This window comes from Shimia sp. W99 (assembly GCF_053851455.3).
The window spans coordinates 403,630-423,934 of sequence record NZ_JBSQBU020000001.1 but is presented as its reverse complement, the minus strand read 5'-3'; the positions used below and the strand labels follow the sequence as shown (position 1 = coordinate 423,934).

Sequence of the window (20,305 nt, the reverse complement as noted above, 5' to 3'; positions counted from 1 at the left end):
CCCGGTTCTAACAAGGAACCGACATCGACAAGGTCGCGAACCGACTTAGCTCAGGCGGCTGACGATCACCGTTACTTCCGGTTTCTTGCCGATCTCATCCCGACACGTATTGCGCGCGATCCGACGCAGCTCCCCTTCAAGCTTGTCATCATCGCCCAGCGTCTTGGCCTTGGCGCGTCCGAGGAACTGGGTCAGATCCTCCTCAAGCACATCCAAAAGCGGCGCATCTGAGCGTCCCATCTCGGGCAAGCCCTTCAATTCGCACCACGCTTCACCCAGCGGTTCGTCATCCTCATCCAGGATAACCGTCACAACCACATGCCCGTTCAGCGCCATGCGAATCCGGTCCCGCACGATCCCGTCCAGCGCCCCGATCTGCACCGCACCATCCAGATAGGTCCGCCCGGTTTCGACAAAGCCCGCGATCGACGGAGCCGATCCGCTCAGATCCAGCATGGTGCCATTGACCGCCACGATCGAGGCTCGCCCCCCGTCCGCTGCCAACTTAGCGTGTTCGCGCAAATGACGATGTTCGCCGTGATTGGGAATGACCATTTCCGGGTTCACGATATCATGCAGCCGCTTGAGATCAGGGCGATTGGCGTGGCCGGACACATGATACTTCCCGGTGCTATCATCCACCACGTCCACTCCCATTTCCGAGAATTGGTTGATGATACGAATGACGCCCCGCTCATTGCCCGGAATGGTCTTCGAGCTGAATAGGAACAGATCGCCCTCTTTCAGGGTGATGCCGTTGTACTTGCCCTGCGCCAATTGTGCGCTGGCCGCCCGCCGCTCGCCCTGCGATCCTGTCACCAGCAGCATCAGGTTTTCGCGCGGCACCGTTGCCGCGTCTTCCGGGCTGATCACCTTCGGAAAATTCTGCAAAACGCCCGTTGTAATGGCCGCTTCGATCATCCGCCGCATCGCGCGCCCCATGAGACAGATCGACCGCCCGGCGCGCTCACCGGCCTCGGCCAAGGTCTTTACACGCGCCACGTTTGACGCAAAGGTCGTTGCCACCACCATGTTCGGCGCCGCCGAAACCAGCGCCTCGATCTCGGGGCCGACGCTGGCCTCTGACCGCCCGGGATGGTCGGAAAACACGTTGGTCGAGTCACAGATCAGCGCCTTGACGCCCCCCTTGGACACATCGGCCCACAAGTCGGGATCAAAGGGTTCGCCCACCACCGGCGTCTCGTCGAGCTTGAAGTCCCCCGAATGGATCACCCGTCCCGCCGGGCTGTCAATGACAAGCCCCGCACTCTCGGGGATCGAATGGCTGATCGGCAGGAACCCAACCCGAAACGGGCCAGCCTCTGTCATCTCGGGCCATGCCGACACCGTGCGAACCGCCTCTTCCGGCTGCCCGCGATCGGCCATCTTGTGACGCGCAAGGTTGGCCGTGAAAGCGCGCGCATAGACCGGCACGCCCAGTTTTTCCCAGTAATGCCCGACGGCGCCAATGTGATCTTCATGCCCATGGGTGATGAACACCGCCTCAAGCCGATCCTTGTTTTCCTGCAACCACCTGACATCCGGAAAGATCAGATCAACCCCGGGGCTACCATCCATGTCCGAAAACGTGACCCCAAGATCCACCAGGATCAGGCGCTCGGCGTCCGCGGGCCCATAGCCATACACATAGGCATTCATGCCAATTTCACCTGCCCCGCCAAGGGGCAGATAGATCAGTCGTTCACTGCTCACGCGGCAATTTCCTTGTTATAGTTGTGAATGACCGTAAGGCCGTGCATGGTCAGGTCGTCTTCGAAACTGTCGAAAAGCTCGACCGATTGCTGGAACAACGGTGCCAACCCGCCCGTGGCGATGATCTTCATCGGCCGCTCCCGTTCTGCCTTGATCCGGTCACAGATCTCCCGCACCAGCCCGACATAACCCCAGAAGATCCCCGACTGGATGCAGGCCACCGTGTTGGTCCCGATCACCGACTGCGGTTTGGCGATATCGACATGCGGCAGCGCGGCGGCGGCATTGTGCAGCGCCTCAAGGCTCAGGTTCACCCCGGGCGCAATCACGCCCCCGATATAAGCCCCATCCGCCGAGACCACGTCAAACGTGGTCGCCGTTCCGAAATCCACCACGATCAGATCACCACCATGGCGTTCGAAGGCCCCCGCCGTGTTGACGAGCCGGTCCGGACCGACAATGGTTCCCTCATCAACCCGCGGCTCAGTCGGCAATGCACATTCCGGGCGTCCAACAACAAGCGGTCTACAGTTGAAAAAGCGGTCCGCAAAGACGCGAAGGTTGAACACCACGCGCGGCACGGTGGACGAGATGATGACATCGGTGATGTCCGTTTCGATCCCGTAATGCTTGATCAATGTCGAGAACCACGTGAAATAGGCATCCGCCGTACGTGCATGATGTGTCGACGTCCTCAGCGTGCAGAGAAACTTCTCCCCGTCCCAGATCGAAAAAACCGTGTTCGTGTTTCCGCAGTCAATCGCCAGAAGCATCGCGCGCGTTCCCCTGCTGCCTAAAAGTAGATTTCCGCCGCCGGGATGGCGACACGCCCTTCTGCGGTGTTCAACACCAGATTGCCCGACGAGTCCACCGTTTCAAAAACGCCCGTCGTTTCCTCACGCGACGTACGCGCGGTGATCACTTCGCCCAGACGCGCTGCACGCGCCAGCCATGCCGTGCGGATCGGTTCAAACCCAAAGGTGCGGAACTGCGTCTCATAGCGGGCAAAGGCCGCCGCGACCAGGTCCAGAAACGCCTCCGGTGTGATCTCGGTGCCGGTCTCAGATAGAAGCGACACGGGTCGCGTGGCCCCGGCCTCGACCTCGCCAATCGCGGGGGCGTGTTTCAGGTTCACACCAATTCCGATTGCAACGTGGTTGACCGCGCCCCCGGCCATGCCAGCCGTTTCCAGAAGAATCCCGGCAACCTTGCCCCCATTCAGCAAAACATCATTGGGCCACTTGAGCGCAAAGGGCGTCTCGGTCTCGGCTGCCGCGGCAAAGGCGTCATAAAGCGCCAGCGAGGCAATAAACGAACGCAGCGCCACCCGCTCCGGCGCCTCCCCCGGCTGCAGAACCAGCGTCGCCGCGAAATTGCCCACGGGATCGGCCCAGGGGCGCCCCCGACGCCCCCGCCCTTGGGTCTGGCGCAATCCCAATATCCACTCCGGCCCTCTCAGCTCCGGCGCAATCCGCGCGGCTTCGGCATTGGTGCTGTCCACTTCGGCCAGAACACGCCGCCCATATCCTTCGGGCCAGTTCCCAGTCTCCATTTTGCCCCAAATACTCCCGCGCCGGAGGCGCTAAAAAACAAAGCGACGCGCCCCACTGGGGGCGCGTCTCAATTTGATCAGAGAGCGGTCAATCGCAAGGTCAGTTGACCAGCGCAACCGAGGCGGCCTGTGCAACACCTTCGATCCCGAAAAGGTTCACGACCCCCAGCAGCATCACGGCGGCAGAGACCATCAGGAACACGTACTGTACCGAGCTGCGCCCCTTGTCGAGCGCTTCGCCTTCTTCGCCGAAATACATGAAGTACACGATCCGCAGATAATAGAACGCGCCGATAACCGATGCGACCACACCAAGCACCGCAAGCCATGCCAACCCGGCTTCGTAAGCGGCTTTCAACACATAGAACTTACCAAAGAAACCCACCAGCGGCGGCACACCGGCCAGCGAGAACAGCAGAACCAGCATGGCCAGAGCCTTGGCCGGTTCGCGCTTGGCATACATGTTCAGCGCGGTGATGTCTGTCACCGGTTGTCCGTCCTTTTCCATGGACAGGATAAAGGCAAACGTCCCGATATTCATGGTCACGTAGATCGCCATGTAGACCAGCATCGCCTGCACGCCAAAGGCGGTGCCGGCGGCAAGACCCATCAGCGCATAACCCATATGCGCGATCGACGAATAGGCCATCAGGCGCTTGATATTGCGCTGCCCGATCGCAGCCACGGCGCCAAGGAACATGGACAACACCGACAGAAGCGCGATGATCTGCTGCCAGTCTCCGACCACACCGCCAAAGGCGTCGTGCAGCACGCGGGCCAAAAGACCCATCGCGGCGATTTTCGGCGCGGTGGCAAAAAAAGCTGTCACAGGAGTGGGCGACCCTTCGTACACGTCAGGCGTCCACATGTGGAACGGCACTGCTGACACTTTGAATGCCAGACCAGCGGTGACGAAAGTCAGACCAAAGAGTAGCCCCAGCGGCGTATGATCATGTCCCGCGGCCTCGATGACACCGGCAAAGTTGGTGGTCCCGGCAAAACCGTAAACCAGCGACGAACCATAAAGCAGAAGGCCCGAGCTCAGCGCGCCCAGCACGAAGTATTTCATACCCGCTTCGGTCGATTTCACACTGTCACGGCGCAACGACGCAACTACGTAGAGCGCCAGCGACTGCAGTTCCAGCCCCATGTAAAGAGCCATCAGGTCGCCTGCCGAAACCATCACCATCATGCCGACTGCGGCCAGCGTGATCAGCATCGGATATTCGAACCGCAGCATGCCGCGACGCGACATGTAGTCCTGCCCCATCACCAGAACGGCGGCGGCCGAGAACAGGATCGCTACCTTGGCAAAACGCGAGAAGCCGTCATCGTGGAACATGCCGTTGAAGGCGATATTTTCACCCGAACCGGTCATACCGATCCACGCGCCCACCAGCACAAAGACAACCGCTGTCAGCCAGGTCAGCATCGGCGCAAGCTTGTCCTTGCCGGTGTAGACCGCAAAGACCAGAGCCAACATGGCATAAACCGCCAGCAGGATCTCCGGAAGGATGATATTCAGATCAGCCTGGATCATGTCTCAAGCTCTCCTTAGTGCGATGCCATCTGGTTGCCCGTGGGGGCATGGGCCAGAGCGGTTTCATAGTTGGAAATCAGGTTCTCGACCGAGGGTCCGATGATGTCTGTCACCAGCGCCGGATAGACGCCGAGGATCAGGGTCATTGCCACCAGCGGTGCAAAGATCCATTTCTCGCGGGCGGTCATGTCCTTGATCGTCTTCAGGCTTTCCTTGATCAGGTCGCCGAACACGACGCGGCGATACAGCCACAGCGCATAGGCCGCCGAGAAAATCACACCCGATGCCGCGACCAGCGCCACCCAGGTGTTGACCTGGAAGATGCCCATCAGCACGAGGAATTCGCCGATAAAGCCCGAGGTCCCCGGCAGGCCGACATTGGCCATGGTGAAGAACATGAAGATCAGCGCATAGGCCGGCATCCGGTTCACGAGGCCACCATAGGCGTCAATCTCGCGGGTGTGCATCCGGTCATAGATCACGCCAACGCAGAGGAAGAGCGCGCCCGAGATGAAACCGTGGCTCAGCATCTGGAAAATCGCGCCGTCGATACCCTGCTGGTTCGCAGCAAAGATACCCATGGTCACATAGCCCATATGCGCCACCGACGAATAGGCGATCAGCTTCTTCATGTCTTCCTGAACAAGGGCCACCAGCGAGGTGTAGACAATTGCGATGGCCGACATCCAGAGAACCAGCGGCGTCAGGATTTCCGCGCCGATCGGGAACATCGGCAGGCTGAAGCGGAGGAAGCCGTAGCCCCCCATCTTCAATAGGATCGCCGCCAGAACAACCGAACCTGCGGTCGGCGCCTGCACGTGGGCATCCGGCAACCAGGTGTGCACCGGCCACATCGGCATCTTCACCGCGAAGCTGGCAAAGAAGGCGAGGAACATCAGCGTCTGAAGACCACCGATCACCTGGAAGCCCAGAACATTCAGCGTCTCGGAAGCGAACGTGTGGTTCATCAGGGTCGGAATGTCCGTGGTCCCCGCGTCGACATACATGCCTACCATCGCAACCAGCATCAGCACCGAGCCGAGGAAGGTATAGAGGAAGAACTTGAACGAGGCGTAGATGCGCTCCTTGCCACCCCAGATACCGATGATCAGGAACATCGGGATCAGACCCGCTTCGAAGAACAGGTAGAACAGCACGAGATCCAGCGCCATGAACACGCCAAGCATCAGCGTTTCCAGAAGCAGGAACGCAATCATGTATTCCTTGACGCGGGTGTTCACATCCCACGACGACCAGATCACCAGCGGCATCATGAACGTCGTCAGCATGACGAAGAGGATCGAGATACCGTCCACGCCCAGCTTGTATTTCAGCCCCATCAGCCAGTCGCGTTCTTCGACGAACTGCATACCGGTGTCAGAGGGATCGAACCCGGCCAGGACGAACAGCGACACCAGGAAGGTGATCACCGTCGCAACCAGCGCCACCCATTTGGCGTTGCGCTGCGCCGCGGCCTCTTCCCCGCGCAGGAAGATGGCGAGGATCGCCGCTGCCAGCGCAGGGATAAAGGTAACGAGAGAGAGCAGGCTATCGTTCATTAGTGCGCTCCTCCGCTGAGCGTCATCCAGGTGATGAGGGCAACGATGCCGATCACCATGGCAAAGGCGTATGTGAAGATGTAACCGGACTGCGCACGACCCGCGAGACGCGTGACCCAGGGAATAAAGCCCATCGCCACACCGTTGATCGACCCGTCAATGACATTGCCGTCGCCGCGCTTCCACAGGAAACGACCGATGGCAAAGGCGGGGCGCACGAACAGGAAGTCGTAGATTTCGTCAAAGTACCACTTGTTCAGCAGGAACAGGTAGAGCGGACGCTGGCTGGCCGCCGTTTTCGCGGGCATGGTCGGGTTCCAGATGTAGAACCACATCGCCACGATCAGGCCAATAACCATGGCCACGAAGGGGCTGACCTTGACCCATTTCGGGGCGTGGTGCGCCTCGTCCATGACGTGGTTGTCCGGCGCCATGAAGATCGCCCCCTTCGGCGCCTCGCCATGGCTTGCAACCTCGTGGTCATCCGCCTTGGCGTGATCATCTGCCTTGGCGTGATCGTCGGACGCTGCGTGATCGTCTGCCTTGGCTTGTTCATCGCCATGCGCCGCGTCTGCGGACACGTGATGATCCGGGATGCCAAAGAAGGCATTGACCTGCTCGTGCTTGCCGAAGAACGACCCGTACCAGATCATCCCCGCAAAGATCGATCCCATCGCCAGAACACCCAGCGGGATCAACATGACTTTCGGGCTTTCATGTGCATGGTCATGCGTATGCTTGTTGCCACGCGCCTCGCCGAAGAAGGTGAGGAACATCAGGCGCCAGCTGTAGAAACTGGTGAACAGCGCCGCCACGACCAGCATCCAGAAGGCATAGCCGCCCGCGGTGCCTGCATAGGCGCTCTCGATGATCGCGTCTTTCGAAAGGAACCCGGCGAACCCAATCGTGGTCAGCGGAATGCCGACACCGGTGATGGCCAGCGTGCCGATCATCATCGCCCAGTAGGTATAGGGGATCTTCTTGCGCAGGCCGCCATAGTTGCGCATGTCCTGCTCGTGATGCATCGCATGGATCACCGAACCGGCGCCAAGGAACAGCATCGCTTTGAAGAAGGCGTGCGTGAAAAGGTGGAACATGGCAGCCGAATAGACCCCCACACCGGCCGCCACGAACATGTAGCCGAGCTGGGACATGGTCGAATAGGCGATCACGCGTTTGATGTCGTTCTGCACCAGGCCGATGGTGGCGGCGACAAAGGCGGTCGAGGCTCCAAGGAAGGTGATGAACGCCGTGGCCTCGGGTGCGTATTCCATCAGCGGCGACATGCGGCAGACAAGGAACACACCCGCGGTCACCATGGTCGCGGCGTGGATCAGCGCGGACACCGGTGTCGGGCCTTCCATCGCGTCCGGCAACCAGGTGTGCAGGAAGAGCTGCGCCGACTTACCCATCGCACCGATGAACAGCAGGAAGGCCAGAAGGTTCGCCGCGTTCCATTCGGTCCACAGGAAATGCAGTTGCGTGTCGGCCAGAGCCGGGGCCGCAGCAAAAATGTCGTCGAAATTGATGCTGTCGGTCAGGAAGAACAGGCCGAAGATGCCAAGCGCAAAGCCGAAGTCACCCACACGGTTGACAACGAAGGCCTTGATCGCGGCCGCGTTGGCCGAAGGTTTCTTGTAGTAGAAACCGATCAGCAGGTACGAGGCAACGCCCACGCCTTCCCAGCCAAAGAACATCTGCACAAGGTTGTCCGACGTGACCAGCATCAACATGGCAAAGGTAAAGAACGACAGGTAGGCAAAGAAGCGTGCCTTGTAGTTCTCGCCCTCACCCCAATGCTCGTCATGGGCCATGTAGCCGAACGAATAGAGGTGCACCAATGCCGACACCGTTGTGACAACGATCAGCATGATCGCGGTCAGACGGTCCAGCCGGATCGACCATGCCGTGTCCAGCGTGCCGGATTGAATGAAATCAAGAATGTGGATGTGCTGGGTTTCGCTGCCCAGCCCAAGGAACACGACCCAGCTCAGGAAGCAGGACAGGAACAACAGGCCGGTCGTGACCCACTGGGCGCCCCGCTCGCCAATGATACGCCAGCCGAAGCCGCCGATCAGGCTGCCGAGAAGCGGCGCGAATAGGATGATCTTTTCCATGGTCGCTTAGCCTTTCATCACGTTGACGTCTTCGACCGCGATCGTGCCGCGGTTGCGGAAGAACGAGACCAGGATCGCCAGGCCGATGGCCGCCTCTGCCGCCGCAACGGTCAGCACGAACAGGGTGAACACCTGCCCGACAAGGTCGCCAAGGAAGCTGGAGAAAGCCACCAGGTTGATGTTGACCGAGAGCAGGATCAGCTCGATCGACATCAACAGGATGATCACGTTCTTCCGGTTCAGGAAGAGGCCGAATATGCCGATGACGAACAGCGTCGCCGCCACGCCCAGGTAATGTTCAAGTCCAATCATGTCGTCCCTCAGGGTTGCCCCGTTCGTCTTTCATTTTCACGCCCCGGATTTGCTCCGGGACTATTTGTTGTCATGGTCCCGCGGCGTTCCGCAGGCCCCGGATCAACTCCGGGTCGGACAGTGGCTCAGAGCCCCTGCCCCGGTTTGATGTCTTTCAGTTCCATCGACTTGGCGGGGTCGCGCCACATCTGCTCAAGCACGTTCTGGCGCTTGATGTCCTTGCGGTGGCGCAGGGTCAGAACGATGGCGCCGATCATGGCGACCAGCAGGATCAGACCGGCCAGTTGGAACAGAAGGAAATATTGGTCGTAGATGATCACACCAAGCGCGGCGGTGTTCTGCACGTCCGTCGGGGTGACGGCGGCACGCAGCGCCTCGGCCTGCTCCGACGCTTCCCAGACACCGAACACCATGCCCAGCTGCATCAGCAGCACTACACCGATCAGCAGGGCCAGCGGCATGTATTGCGCCATGCTGCCCTTGAGTTCGGCGAAATCGACATCCAGCATCATCACCACGAACAGGAACAGCACCGCGACAGCCCCCACGTAGACAATGATCAGGAGCATGGCGACGAATTCCGCGCCCAGCAGCACGAAAAGCCCCGCCGAGCTCAGGAATGCAAGAATGAGCCAGAGCACCGAATGCACCGGGTTCCGGCTGATGACGGTGAAAAGCCCGCCAGCAATCACGCAGATCGCAAACAGGTAAAATGCAATTGCCGCGACGGTCATGTGTCACTTCCCTCTTTATCCGCCAGAACATCCTGCGCCAATTCCATGGCGCGGGTGCTAGCGGGAATGCCGGCGAACATCGACATCTGGCCGATGGTCTCGACGATTTCCTGTTTCGTTGCCCCCGCTTCCAGCAGATGCCGGACCGTGAGGCGGATTTGTGCGTCGGCCTGGGCACCCAGAACGGTGAGCGCCCCCAGCGTCAGCAGAAGACGGGTCTTGGCATCAAGCCCGTCCTTGTTGATCGTGTTGCCAAAGAACATCTCCATGACGTCCTTGGGCATGGTCGGCCAAAGCGCCTCGAACCCTTTCGGGGTGAACGATTCCAGCGCAGGATTCATGGCCTTGGCCATTTCCTGATATTGCGCAAACATCGCTTCGAATGGGTTCTTTGCGTCGGTCATCGGTACGGCGCGTCCAGTTCGAGGTTGCGGGCGATCTCGGCTTCCCAGCGTTCCCCGTTGTCAAGCAGCTTTGCCTTGTCATAGAAAAGCTCTTCGCGGGTCTCGGTGGCGAATTCGAAATTCGGGCCTTCGACAATTGCGTCCACCGGGCAGGCTTCCTGGCAGAATCCGCAATAGATGCACTTGGTCATGTCGATGTCATAGCGCGTGGTGCGGCGGCTACCGTCTTCGCGGGGCTCCGCGTCGATGGTGATCGCCTGCGCCGGACAGATCGCTTCGCACAGCTTACAAGCGATGCAACGCTCTTCCCCGTTGGGATAGCGGCGCAGCGCATGTTCGCCACGGAAACGCGGGCTCAGCGGGCCTTTTTCGTGCGGATAGTTAATCGTGGCCTTGGGCTTGAAGAAGTACTTCATGCCCAGCTTGAACCCCAGGATGAAGTCTTTCAGCAGGAAAAAGCCAGCGGCACGTTTATAGTCGATTGCCGTCATATCAGCCTCCGATTGCCCAGCGGGCATAGGCACCGCCGAAGAGTTCGAATTTTGCGAAGAACGCGACCAGCACAACCCAGATCAGCGACATGGGCAGGAACACTTTCCAGCCAATGCGCATCAGCTGGTCATAGCGGTAGCGCGGTGCGATTGCCTTGACCATCGAGAACACGAAGAACACGAGGCAGATCTTGGCGAGCATCCAGACGATACCGTCCGGCAGGCCCGGAATGGGCGACAGCCAACCGCCAAGGAACAGAACCGATACCAGCGCACACATCAGAACGATGGCCACGTATTCGCCGATCATGAACAGCAGGAACGGGGTCGAGCTGTATTCCACCTGATAGCCCGCGACGAGTTCGGATTCCGCTTCGGGAAGGTCGAACGGCGGGCGGTTGGTTTCCGCCATGGCCGAGATCAGGAACAGGAACAGCATCGGGAAATGCGGCAACCAGTACCAGGAGAAGATGCCATAGGCCCCATCTTGTGCCCGCACAATGTCCCCAAAGTTCATCGAGCCGGTGGAGATGATGATGCCGATGATGATCAGACCGATCGACACCTCGTAGGAAATCATCTGCGCGGCAGAGCGTAGCGAGCCGAGGAACGGGTATTTCGAGTTGGACGCCCAGCCGCCCATGATCACGCCGTAAACTTCGAGCGAGGACACCGCGAAGACATAGAGAATGGCAACGTTGATATCCGAAACGACCCAGCCGTCATTGAAAGGGATCACCGCCCAGGCGATCACCGCCATGACAAGGCTGATCATCGGCGCCAGCAGGAAGACAACCTTGTCCGCCCCCGCCGGATAGACGATTTCCTTCACGATGTACTTGATGAAGTCCGCAAAGGACTGCAACAGGCCGAAGGTGCCCACAACGTTGGGACCCCGGCGCAGCTGAACAGCGGCCCAGATCTTGCGGTCGGCATAAAGCAGGAAGGCCAGCGCCACCAGCAGCGGCACGACGACCAAAAGCACCTGCCCCAGTGTGAGCAGGAAAATCCCGAGATAGGTGGTGGTAAAGAATTCAGTCATGGGTCCTCACACCGTGGGTATTCCGTTATCTTCGCAGCTCGAAACAATGACTTCTGCGTCAATCGTCCTGAGTCCACGCGGCAGGGCTGGCGAGATGGTGTAAACCGCATCCCCCCGCCAGACACCACCCTGAAAATCAACAGTTGTGCGCACATGCCGCGCAAAACCAAAACCGCGGATCAGCGCATACTGGGCAGCGGCGCATTCCGCATATTCGTGAACGTCCTGATCATCCCGCGCGCCGGTCATCGACACGTGAAAATTGACCAGGTCGCCTTCCAGAAGGCGGGTGTCCACCCCCTGGTAAACCGGTTCAAACACCACCTCGTCCCGCGACACGCGCCCGTCCTGCGGCTTGGCGCAGGCCGACAGCCCGGCGCTGGCCGCCAGGCAGATCATCGGGATGAGGACGCGGGGGTTCATCTGGTGTCTTACTCCGCCGCGATCTTCTGCTCGGCGCGCGCCTTGGCGTTTGCCGACAATTCCGCCATCAGCTCCGATGCGCGGGCGATCGGGTTGCTCAGGTAGAAATCGCTGATCGCCACCTTGAACGCACCCTTGCCAAGTTCCTTGACCTCCAGCGGCTCCCAGCCATTGTCGCGCACCTGGTCGATCTGCGCGAGATGCGGAACCTCTGCAACAAGCGCCTGCCGCAACTGGGCGAGCGTGTCGTAGGACAGCGTCGCATCAAGTTCCGCGCTCAGCGCACGCATGATGGCCCAGTTTTCCTTGGCCTCGCCCGGCGCAAACCCGGCGCGCATCGCCAGTTGCGGACGGCCTTCGGTGTTCACGAACAGACCGTTTTCTTCGGTGTATGCGGCGGCTGGCAGGATCACGTCCGCACGGTGTGCGCCGCGATCACCATGGCTGCCCTGATAGATCACAAAGGCACCTTCGCCGATCTCGATCTCGTCCGCGCCGAGGTTGTAGACGACTTCCGCACCTTCCAGCGCCACGTCCAAGCCACCTTCGGTAACGGCGCCAACGTCCATCGCTCCAACACGGCTCGCTGCGGTGTGCAACACCAGCATCTTGCCACCCAGTTTCTCGGTCAGCGCCATCGCCTGCCCCAGAACCGCTATGCCGTCGCCTTCACAGATCGCGCCCTGCCCGACGATGACAATCGCATCGTCCTGCGCGACGGCTTCGGCCACCAGCTTGTTCAGCGGCATCCGACCCGGCCCGGCATAGGAGTAATCATAGGTCAGGTCCATGCCCTTGGTGCCAAAAACAGTCACTTTGGCGCCCTTGGTCCAGGCCTTGCGAATCCGCGCGTTCAGAACCGGCGCCTCGACCCGCGGGTTGGACCCGACAAGGTAGATTTTTTTCGCAGTATCAATATCTTCGATGGAAGCGTTGCCAACATAAGCTGACCGATTGCCAGCCGGCAGAACCGCGCCATTGGTGCGGCACTCGATGTTGCCTTCGAGACCGTCAACGATCTGCTTCAGGGCAAAGACCGCCTCGACCGGGGCCAGATCCCCGACCAGCGCGGCAACCTTCTTGCCCTTCATTGCGCCTGCAGCGGCGGCCAGAGCCTCGCCCCAGGTTGCCGGCTTCAGCTTGCCATCGACACGCACGTAAGGCTTGTCCAGACGCTGGCGACGCAGGCCATCCCAGACAAAGCGCGTCTTGTCCGAAATCCACTCTTCGTTCACGCCATCATGGTTACGCGGCAGAATGCGCATCACTTCACGGCCCTTCGTGTCCACGCGGATGTTGCTGCCAAGCGCGTCCATCACGTCGATGGACTCGGTCTTGGTCAGTTCCCACGGACGTGCGGTAAAGGCGTAGGGTTTCGACGTCAGCGCGCCCACCGGGCACAGGTCGATGATATTGCCCTGCAGGTTGCTGTCCAGTGTCTGGTTCAGATAGCTGGTGATTTCCGCATCTTCACCCCGGCCGGTCTGGCCCATCTGGGTGATCCCGGCAACTTCGGTGGTGAAACGCACACAACGCGTACAGCTGATGCAGCGGGTCATCGTGGTCGACACAAGCGGACCAAGGTTCAGGTCGTCCACAGCGCGCTTGGCTTCCTTGAACCGCGTGTCAGAGATGCCATAGGCCATGGCCTGGTCCTGAAGATCACACTCGCCGCCCTGGTCACAGATCGGGCAATCCAGTGGGTGGTTGATGAGCATGAACTCCATCACACCTTCGCGGGCCTTCTTCACCATGGGCGAGTTGGTCTTGACCACCGGCGGCTGGCCTTCCGGGCCGGGACGCAGGTCGCGCACCTGCATGGCGCAGGATGCGGCGGGTTTGGGCGGACCGCCCACAACCTCGACCAGACACATGCGGCAGTTGCCCGCAATCGAGAGACGTTCGTGGTAGCAGAAACGCGGAATTTCCACGCCGGCCTCTTCACAGGCCTGGATCAGCGTCATTGCGCCGTCCACTTCCACCTCGGTCTCGTCGATGATGATCTTGCGTAGGTCAGACATGACTTAGTTCGCCCTCAAATACACGCCGATCGCGCTGTTTCGTTCGATTTCTGCACGCCCCAGCGCACAGACTGCTTCTTGGTCGTCCAGAGAGACGCCCTTTGACTTCAGCCAGGCATCCCCACGCGCACGCATGCGCGCTTTCTCGTCTTTCGAGCGGATGTAGGCCTTGATTTCTTCGTCGCTGTAGCCCAGCTCACGCGCACGCCGTCCCAGCGTCCAGAGATCATTGATCCCCTTCAGCTTGCGGGCCGACAGGCTGTCGCATTCTTCAGCCAGAACATAGGCAACCAGTCCGTAATAGATCTTGTCGTCGATCTCGCGCACTTCGCGCAGCGGCGGTTTGGCAGAGGCAAAGCCCGCGCTGGTTGCAATGGCAGTTGCGATCACGATGGCGGTTGCAAATCGGGTCATGACGTCTCTCCTTTCAGACAGGCAGACAAAATGTCTGCGCTGGTCCAAAAGGGGATTCGAGCCCCTGATAGGCAATAACACCCACGATATGCGCGCAAGGGGGTCATGGCCGGCAATACCCCTCAAGCGTGATCATGTCGTCGGCGGGCACGATATTCTCGGAATCCGGGCCAATCACCCAGTCCATCTTCGACGTCCCGTATTCCTTGATGCAATACCGGATTGCCTCGTAACGGCCCGCTTCCTTGGCTGCGGCGATATCCTGAAACGCGCGGCGCACTTCGACAATGAAGTGGTCACGCTCTTCCTTGGAAACTTTTTCGGCCTTGGACGCAAAATACTTGCCGTTGAACGAGATCTTGTCCTCTTTCCGCTTGCCACAAGCCGACAGCGCCAACGCTGCGCCGAGCAACAGCACGACACCGCCGCGCGCGGTCGATTTGGCAAAGGAAGAAGAGGCGACCGACATGTTCTTACTCCGCCGCCATCGCGCCCATGCGGCCCGTTTTCTGGGCCTTGATGCGGTCTTCGATCTCTTCACGGAAGTTGCGGATCAGGCCCTGGATCGGCCAGGCCGCTGCGTCGCCAAGTGCACAGATCGTGTGGCCCTCGACCTGCTTGGTTACATCAAACAGCATGTCGATCTCTTCGAACTCCGCCTCGCCCTTCACAAGACGATCCATCACCCGCATCATCCAGCCGGTACCTTCACGGCACGGCGTACACTGGCCACAGCTTTCGTGCTTGTAGAACTTGGAAAGACGCCAGATCGCCTTGATCGGGTCTACGCTCTTGTCCATGACGATCACGGCGGCGGTCCCAAGCGACGAGCCGACCTCGCGCAGCGCGTCAAAGTCCATCACCGCGTCGCGCATGTTCTCGCCACGCACACAAGGCACGGACGAGCCGCCGGGGATCACGGCCAGAAGGTTGTCCCAGCCGCCGCGGATCCCGCCGCAATGCTTCTCGATCAGTTCTTCAAAGCTGATCGACATCTCTTCTTCGACAACGCAGGGGTTGTTGACGTGGCCCGAGATGCCAAAAATTTTGGTGCCCGCGTTGTTGGGGCGGCCAAAGCCCGCGAACCATTCCGGCCCACGGCGCAGGATGGTCGGCACAACAGCAATCGATTCCACGTTGTTCACGGTGGTCGGGCAGCCATAAAGACCCGCCCCCGCCGGGAACGGCGGCTTCATGCGCGGCATGCCCTTCTTGCCTTCAAGGCTTTCCAGAAGCGCGGTTTCTTCCCCACAGATATAGGCCCCTGCCCCGTGATGCAGGAACAGGTCGAAATCCCAGCCCGAGCCAGCGGCGTTCTTGCCCAGCAGGCCCGCGTCATAGGCTTCGTCGATGGCGTTCTGCAGCGCTTCGCGCTCGCGGATGTATTCGCCGCGGATGTAGATATAGGACGTATGCGCCCCCATGGCGAAAGACGCGATCAGCGCCCCTTCGATCAGCGTATGCGGATCGTGGCGCATGATTTCACGGTCTTTACATGTGCCCGGCTCGGATTCGTCGGCGTTGATCACAAGGTAGGCCGGACGACCGTCGCTTTCCTTGGGCATGAACGACCACTTGAGACCCGTCGGGAAGCCCGCGCCGCCACGACCACGCAGACCCGAAGCCTTCATCTGGTCGATGATGGTATCCCGCCCGCGCTGGATGATCTCGGCCGTGCCGTCCCAATGGCCGCGCGCCTGCGCACCTTTGAGCGTACGGTCATGCATGCCGTAGAGGTTGGTAAAGATACGGTCCTGATCTTTGAGCATCCCGTTACCCTTTGCTTGCCTGACGCGCGCGCCAGATCTGATAGATGTTCACCAGCGCCCAGATCAGCGCGGCGATTGCGGCAAAGTCGAACAAAAGCGCGTAACGCCCCGGCAACCCTGCCATTTTTCCGATCCACTGGGCCGCCAGCCAGATCAGCATGGTCCCGGCGATGACAAGGGACACCATGCGTCCCTTGCGTGCCTGTTGCTGATCATCGTGCCCCGTGGTCATGTCTTAGTCCTCGTAGACGTCACCCTTGGCGACGCGTTTCGAAAACTCGGTGTCTCCACCCGCAGCCAGCGTCTTGGCCTGTTCGACCCAGCCATCGCGCTCGATGCGGCCCTTGAACGACAGCTTGTCGTCCATCTCGGCAATATCATCCGCGTTCCATGCTGCGATCTGGGCAAAGGTGGTCACACCCGCTTCGTGCAGTTTCTTCTCCAGCGCCGGGCCAACGCCCTTGAGCTGTTTCAGGTCATCCGGGCCTTCCGAAGCAGCAGGGGCAGCCGCAGGCGCGTCTTCCGACTTGCCTTCGTACTTCCACTCGCCCTTCTTCTCGGCCAGTTCCTTCTGACCGGCCAATTCCTTGGACGGCTTGATCGGGGCTTCAGCGGCTTTTTCAGGTGCGGCTTCGGCCTTCTTGGCCTTTTTCGCCTCTTCGGCCTGTTTCACCGCCGGTTTCGGCGCAGGCGCTTCTGCGGGCGGGTTTGCCGCCGCCGCACGCCCTGCAACAGTGCCATCTTCACCCACCCAAGGGGTGCGCAGCGGCACTTCGGTCCCGTCGATCCGCTTGATCGTGTCGCCAATGTCGGTCGCCAGCTGCGCGCTCGCATTGTACTGCGTGCGCCCACTGTCATATTCCTTGAGGCTGGTCAGACCCGAGAGCGGTTCAGACGCGTAACGCCCATTCAGCGGACCCGGCGTCGGCACCTTGCCTGCGGCCATGTCGTCCAGAAGCTGTGCAAAGCTCTCGGCGGTCATGTCCTCGTAATAATCCTTGCCGATCTGCGCCATCGGCGCGTTGGTGCAGGCCCCAAGGCACTCGACCTCTTCCCAGCTGAACTTGCCATCGGCGCTCAGCGTGTGGGGCTTCTCGGCGATCTTTTCCTTGCAGACCGCGATCAGGTCTTCCGCGCCGCAGATCATGCAGGACAGCGTCCCGCAGATCTGGATATGCGCCACCGACCCGACGGGTTGCAGCTGGAACATGAAGTAGAACGACGCCACTTCCAAAACGCGGATATAGGCCATGCCCAGCATGTCCGCGACATATTCCAGCGCCGGCTTGCTCAGCCAGCCTTCCTGCTCCTGTGCCCGCCACAGAAGCGGGATCACGGCGCTGGCCTGACGGCCTTCGGGATACTTGGTGATCTGCCCTTCGGCCCAGGCCTGGTTGGCCGGCGAAAAAGCAAAGCTTTCGGGTTGTTCGTGATACAGACGGCGCAGCATTAGCGGTCAATCTCCCCAAACACGATGTCGATCGTGCCGATGATGGCGGCGACGTCGGCCAGCTGGTGGCCGCAGGTGATGTGATCCAGCGATTGCAGGTGCATATAGCCCGGCGCGCGCATCTTGCAGCGATACGGACGGTTGGTGCCATCGCCCATGATATAGACGCCAAACTCACCCTTGGGCGCTTCCACGGCGGCATAGACCTCGCCTTCCGGCACGTGGAACCCTTCGGTGTAAAGCTTGAAGTGGTGGATCAGCGCTTCCATCGAGGTTTTCATGTCACCACGCTTGGGCGGAGTGATCTTGCCCCGTGCCATCACGTCGCCGGTGGCTTCGCGCAGCTTCACAATGGCCTGACGGATGATCGAGGTCGACTCGCGCATCTCGGCCAGACGCATCAGGTAGCGGTCATAGCAGTCGCCATTCTTGCCAACCGGGATCTTGAACTCGAACTCGTCATAGCACTCATAGGGCTGCGCACGACGCAGGTCCCATGCCATGCCCGCCGAGCGCAGCATCACGCCGGAATAGCCATGTTCCAGAGCGGTATCGGCATCGACAATCGCGATATCCACGTTCCGCTGCTTGAACACGCGGTTCTCGGTCAGCAGGGTCTCGATGTCATCCAGAACCTGCGGGAACCCAAGCGCCCATTCCTCGATATCGTCGAGCAACGCATCGGGCAGGTCCTGATGCACGCCGCCGGGGCGGAAATAGTTGGCATGCAGACGCGCGCCACAGGCACGCTCGTAGAAGATCATCAGCTTTTCGCGCTCTTCAAAGCCCCAGAGGTTCGGGGTCAGCGCGCCGACGTCCATCGCCTGCGAACATACGTTCATCAGGTGGTTCAGGACACGGCCGATCTCGCTGTAAAGCACGCGGATCAGCTGCCCACGGCGCGGCACTTCCACACCGGTCAGCTTTTCAATCGCAAGGCAATACGCATGTTCCTGGTTCATCGGCGCCACGTAATCGAGGCGGTCGAGATACGGCAGGTTCTGCAGGTAGGTGCGGCTTTCCATCAACTTTTCGGTGCCGCGATGCAGCAGGCCGACATGCGGGTCGCAGCGCTCTACGATCTCGCCGTCCAGCTCCAGCACAAGACGCAGCACGCCGTGCGCCGCCGGGTGCTGAGGCCCGAAGTTGATGTTGAAGTTGCGGATTTTCTGTTCGCCGGCCAGCGCGTCGGTGCTGCCATCGTCAAACTTGGAGCCGTCCATCATTTCGCCCCCTCTTTCTCGTCACCCGGAAGGATGTATTCCGCGCCTTCCCATGGGGACATAAAGTCAAACTGGCGGTAATCCTGCGGCAGCTGTACCGGTTCATAGACAACGCGCTTTTGCACTTCGTCGTAACGCACTTCGGTATAGCCGGTCGTCGGGAAGTCCTTGCGCAGCGGATGTCCACGGAAACCGTAATCGGTCAGCAGACGGCGCAGGTCCGGGTGATCGCTGAAGATGATCCCGAACATGTCAAATGTCTCACGTTCCGGCCAGTTGGCGCAGGGGTGGATCTCGGTGATCGTCGGCACCATCTCGTCTTCGCGCACAGCCACGCGCAAACGAACGCGCGCGTTCTGTGTCATGGACAGCAGGTGATAGACCACGGTGAACCGCTTGGGACGGTCCGGAAAGTCCAGCGCGGTGATATCGACCAGCGTGGCGAACTTGCAGTTCGGATCGGCCTTCAGAAACTCGACGAACCCGGCAATGTTTGCCGGGGCCACGTCCACGTTCAACTCGCCAAAGCTGACATCCCAGCCCAGCACGCAGTCGGGGCGCTTCAGCTCGATATGGACGCCCAGTTCGTTCAGTGCTTCGCTCATCTCTCAATCGTCCCCGTGCGGCGGATTTTGCGTTGCAGCTGCATGATGCCATACATCAGAGCTTCGGCAGTCGGCGGGCAGCCCGGCACATAGATGTCCACCGGCACGATCCGGTCACAGCCACGCACGACGCTGTAGGAGTAGTGGTAATAACCGCCACCGTTGGCGCAGGAGCCCATCGAGATCACATAACGCGGCTCGGGCATCTGGTCGTAAACCTTGCGAAGCGCCGGGGCCATCTTGTTGGTCAGCGTTCCGGCCACGATCATCACGTCCGACTGACGCGGAGAGGCTCGCGGCGCAGTGCCGAAACGCTCAAGGTCATAGCGCGGCATCGAGGTATGGATCATCTCGACAGCGCAGCAGGCGAGACCAAAGGTCATCCAGTGCAAGCTGCCCGTGCGGCCCCAGTTGATCAGGTCTTCCGCCGTGGTCAGCAGGAAACCTTTGTCCTGCAACTCGGCATTCAGCGCCTGGGTGGCAACCTCACGATCGGCGCCGGCCGTATTGGCTCCGGTCATCACTCCCATTCGAGGGCCCCTTTCTTCCATTCATACGCAAAGCCGATGGTCAGCACTGCGAGGAAAACCATCATCGACCAGAAGCCGACCATGGAGACGTCCTTGAACGCCACGGCCCAGGGAAACAGCATCGCGATTTCCAGGTCGAAAATGATGAACAGGATCGACACGAGGTAGAACCTCACGTCAAATTTCATGCGCGCGTCGTCGAAGGCATTGAAACCGCACTCGTAAGCACTCACCTTCTCAGGGTCGGGATTACGAACGGCAAGAACGACGGCTGCGAGGATGAAGACAAGACCGAGCGCGATGGCAACGGCCAAGAAGACGATAATTGGGAAGTATTCCCTGAGCATCTCTTCCACGGGGTAGCTCCTTTCATGCACGAAAATCACGTGCAGTCAGCTGGCTGTAC

General features: G+C 60.2%; 22 protein-coding genes. All 22 read right to left on the bottom strand.

All coding sequences use genetic code 11. The features are described 5' to 3' along the window. Positions 1 to 45: 45 nt before the first annotated feature. The 22 genes from ACS3QZ_RS02010 to ACS3QZ_RS01905 all read right to left on the bottom strand — a co-directional run bounded on the left by ACS3QZ_RS02010 (position 46) and on the right by ACS3QZ_RS01905 (position 20,255). Complete coding sequence (locus ACS3QZ_RS02010; protein ID WP_456036334.1) at positions 46 to 1,713, bottom strand: ribonuclease J; 1,668 nt, start codon at positions 1,711 to 1,713, stop codon at positions 46 to 48. Then, on the bottom strand, positions 1,710 to 2,486 hold the full coding sequence (locus ACS3QZ_RS02005; RefSeq protein WP_093092916.1) for a type III pantothenate kinase: 777 nt from the start codon (positions 2,484 to 2,486) through the stop codon (positions 1,710 to 1,712). The genes ACS3QZ_RS02010 and ACS3QZ_RS02005 overlap by 4 nt, the downstream gene beginning before the upstream one ends. 20 nt (positions 2,487 to 2,506) lie before the next feature. Further along, positions 2,507 to 3,265, bottom strand: a complete 759-nt coding sequence (locus ACS3QZ_RS02000) for a biotin--[acetyl-CoA-carboxylase] ligase (protein WP_456036333.1) — start codon at positions 3,263 to 3,265, stop codon at positions 2,507 to 2,509. 100 nt (positions 3,266 to 3,365) lie between these two features. Further along, positions 3,366 to 4,805 carry an NADH-quinone oxidoreductase subunit NuoN gene (gene nuoN / locus ACS3QZ_RS01995; protein WP_456036332.1) on the bottom strand — a complete coding sequence of 480 codons (1,440 nt, stop codon included), beginning with the start codon at positions 4,803 to 4,805 and terminating at the stop codon, positions 3,366 to 3,368. A 14-nt stretch (positions 4,806 to 4,819) separates the two neighbouring features. Next, positions 4,820 to 6,364 (bottom strand): NADH-quinone oxidoreductase subunit M, encoded by a 1,545-nt coding sequence (locus ACS3QZ_RS01990; protein WP_456036331.1) that lies wholly within the window; start codon positions 6,362 to 6,364, stop codon positions 4,820 to 4,822. Then, positions 6,364 to 8,481 carry an NADH-quinone oxidoreductase subunit L gene (gene nuoL / locus ACS3QZ_RS01985; protein WP_456036330.1) on the bottom strand — a complete coding sequence of 706 codons (2,118 nt, stop codon included), beginning with the start codon at positions 8,479 to 8,481 and terminating at the stop codon, positions 6,364 to 6,366. Before nuoL ends, ACS3QZ_RS01990 begins: the two co-directional genes overlap by 1 nt. Positions 8,482 to 8,487: 6 nt before the next feature. Next, positions 8,488 to 8,793, bottom strand: coding sequence for an NADH-quinone oxidoreductase subunit NuoK (gene nuoK, locus ACS3QZ_RS01980; protein ID WP_093092926.1), 306 nt, complete (start codon positions 8,791 to 8,793; stop codon positions 8,488 to 8,490). A gap of 125 nt (positions 8,794 to 8,918) precedes the next feature. Further along, positions 8,919 to 9,527: an NADH-quinone oxidoreductase subunit J gene (locus ACS3QZ_RS01975; protein WP_093092928.1), complete on the bottom strand. Its 609-nt coding sequence runs from the start codon at positions 9,525 to 9,527 to the stop codon at positions 8,919 to 8,921. Further along, on the bottom strand, positions 9,524 to 9,931 hold the full coding sequence (locus ACS3QZ_RS01970; RefSeq protein ID WP_093092930.1) for a carboxymuconolactone decarboxylase family protein: 408 nt from the start codon (positions 9,929 to 9,931) through the stop codon (positions 9,524 to 9,526). Before ACS3QZ_RS01970 ends, ACS3QZ_RS01975 begins: the two co-directional genes overlap by 4 nt. Then, the gene (gene nuoI / locus ACS3QZ_RS01965) at positions 9,928 to 10,422 is read right to left on the bottom strand and encodes an NADH-quinone oxidoreductase subunit NuoI (RefSeq protein ID WP_456036329.1); all 495 of its coding nucleotides are present in this window, start codon (positions 10,420 to 10,422) and stop codon (positions 9,928 to 9,930) included. Before nuoI ends, ACS3QZ_RS01970 begins: the two co-directional genes overlap by 4 nt. Before the next feature lies 1 nt (position 10,423). Further along, positions 10,424 to 11,464, bottom strand: coding sequence for an NADH-quinone oxidoreductase subunit NuoH (gene nuoH, locus ACS3QZ_RS01960; protein ID WP_093092934.1), 1,041 nt, complete (start codon positions 11,462 to 11,464; stop codon positions 10,424 to 10,426). A 6-nt stretch (positions 11,465 to 11,470) separates the two neighbouring features. After that, positions 11,471 to 11,887: a YNQ4 family lipoprotein gene (locus ACS3QZ_RS01955; RefSeq protein WP_456036328.1), complete on the bottom strand. Its 417-nt coding sequence runs from the start codon at positions 11,885 to 11,887 to the stop codon at positions 11,471 to 11,473. A gap of 8 nt (positions 11,888 to 11,895) precedes the next feature. Then, complete coding sequence (nuoG, locus tag ACS3QZ_RS01950) at positions 11,896 to 13,908, bottom strand: NADH-quinone oxidoreductase subunit NuoG (RefSeq protein ID WP_456036327.1); 2,013 nt, start codon at positions 13,906 to 13,908, stop codon at positions 11,896 to 11,898. Positions 13,909 to 13,911: 3 nt separating this feature from the next. After that, entirely contained in the window at positions 13,912 to 14,322 is a 411-nt protein-coding gene (locus ACS3QZ_RS01945) for a DUF5333 domain-containing protein (protein WP_456036326.1), read from the bottom strand. Positions 14,323 to 14,425: 103 nt separating this feature from the next. Next, positions 14,426 to 14,791: a hypothetical protein gene (locus ACS3QZ_RS01940; RefSeq protein ID WP_456036325.1), complete on the bottom strand. Its 366-nt coding sequence runs from the start codon at positions 14,789 to 14,791 to the stop codon at positions 14,426 to 14,428. 4 nt (positions 14,792 to 14,795) lie between these two features. After that, on the bottom strand, positions 14,796 to 16,091 hold the full coding sequence (gene nuoF, locus ACS3QZ_RS01935) for an NADH-quinone oxidoreductase subunit NuoF (RefSeq protein WP_456036324.1): 1,296 nt from the start codon (positions 16,089 to 16,091) through the stop codon (positions 14,796 to 14,798). 4 nt (positions 16,092 to 16,095) lie between these two features. After that, positions 16,096 to 16,323: a DUF5337 domain-containing protein gene (locus ACS3QZ_RS01930; protein WP_456036323.1), complete on the bottom strand. Its 228-nt coding sequence runs from the start codon at positions 16,321 to 16,323 to the stop codon at positions 16,096 to 16,098. Between the two features lie 3 nt (positions 16,324 to 16,326). Continuing rightward, positions 16,327 to 17,541, bottom strand: a complete 1,215-nt coding sequence (locus ACS3QZ_RS01925) for an NADH-quinone oxidoreductase subunit E (RefSeq protein WP_456036322.1) — start codon at positions 17,539 to 17,541, stop codon at positions 16,327 to 16,329. Continuing rightward, entirely contained in the window at positions 17,541 to 18,764 is a 1,224-nt protein-coding gene (locus ACS3QZ_RS01920) for an NADH-quinone oxidoreductase subunit D (protein WP_093093327.1), read from the bottom strand. Before ACS3QZ_RS01920 ends, ACS3QZ_RS01925 begins: the two co-directional genes overlap by 1 nt. Next, a complete protein-coding gene (locus ACS3QZ_RS01915) occupies positions 18,764 to 19,369 on the bottom strand; it encodes an NADH-quinone oxidoreductase subunit C (RefSeq protein WP_456036321.1) in 606 nt (201 codons plus the stop codon). Before ACS3QZ_RS01915 ends, ACS3QZ_RS01920 begins: the two co-directional genes overlap by 1 nt. Further along, a complete protein-coding gene (locus ACS3QZ_RS01910) occupies positions 19,366 to 19,899 on the bottom strand; it encodes a NuoB/complex I 20 kDa subunit family protein (RefSeq protein WP_278247135.1) in 534 nt (177 codons plus the stop codon). The genes ACS3QZ_RS01915 and ACS3QZ_RS01910 overlap by 4 nt, the downstream gene beginning before the upstream one ends. Beyond that, positions 19,890 to 20,255 (bottom strand): NADH-quinone oxidoreductase subunit A, encoded by a 366-nt coding sequence (locus ACS3QZ_RS01905; protein ID WP_456036320.1) that lies wholly within the window; start codon positions 20,253 to 20,255, stop codon positions 19,890 to 19,892. Before ACS3QZ_RS01905 ends, ACS3QZ_RS01910 begins: the two co-directional genes overlap by 10 nt. Between the last annotated feature and the right edge of the window lie 50 nt (positions 20,256 to 20,305).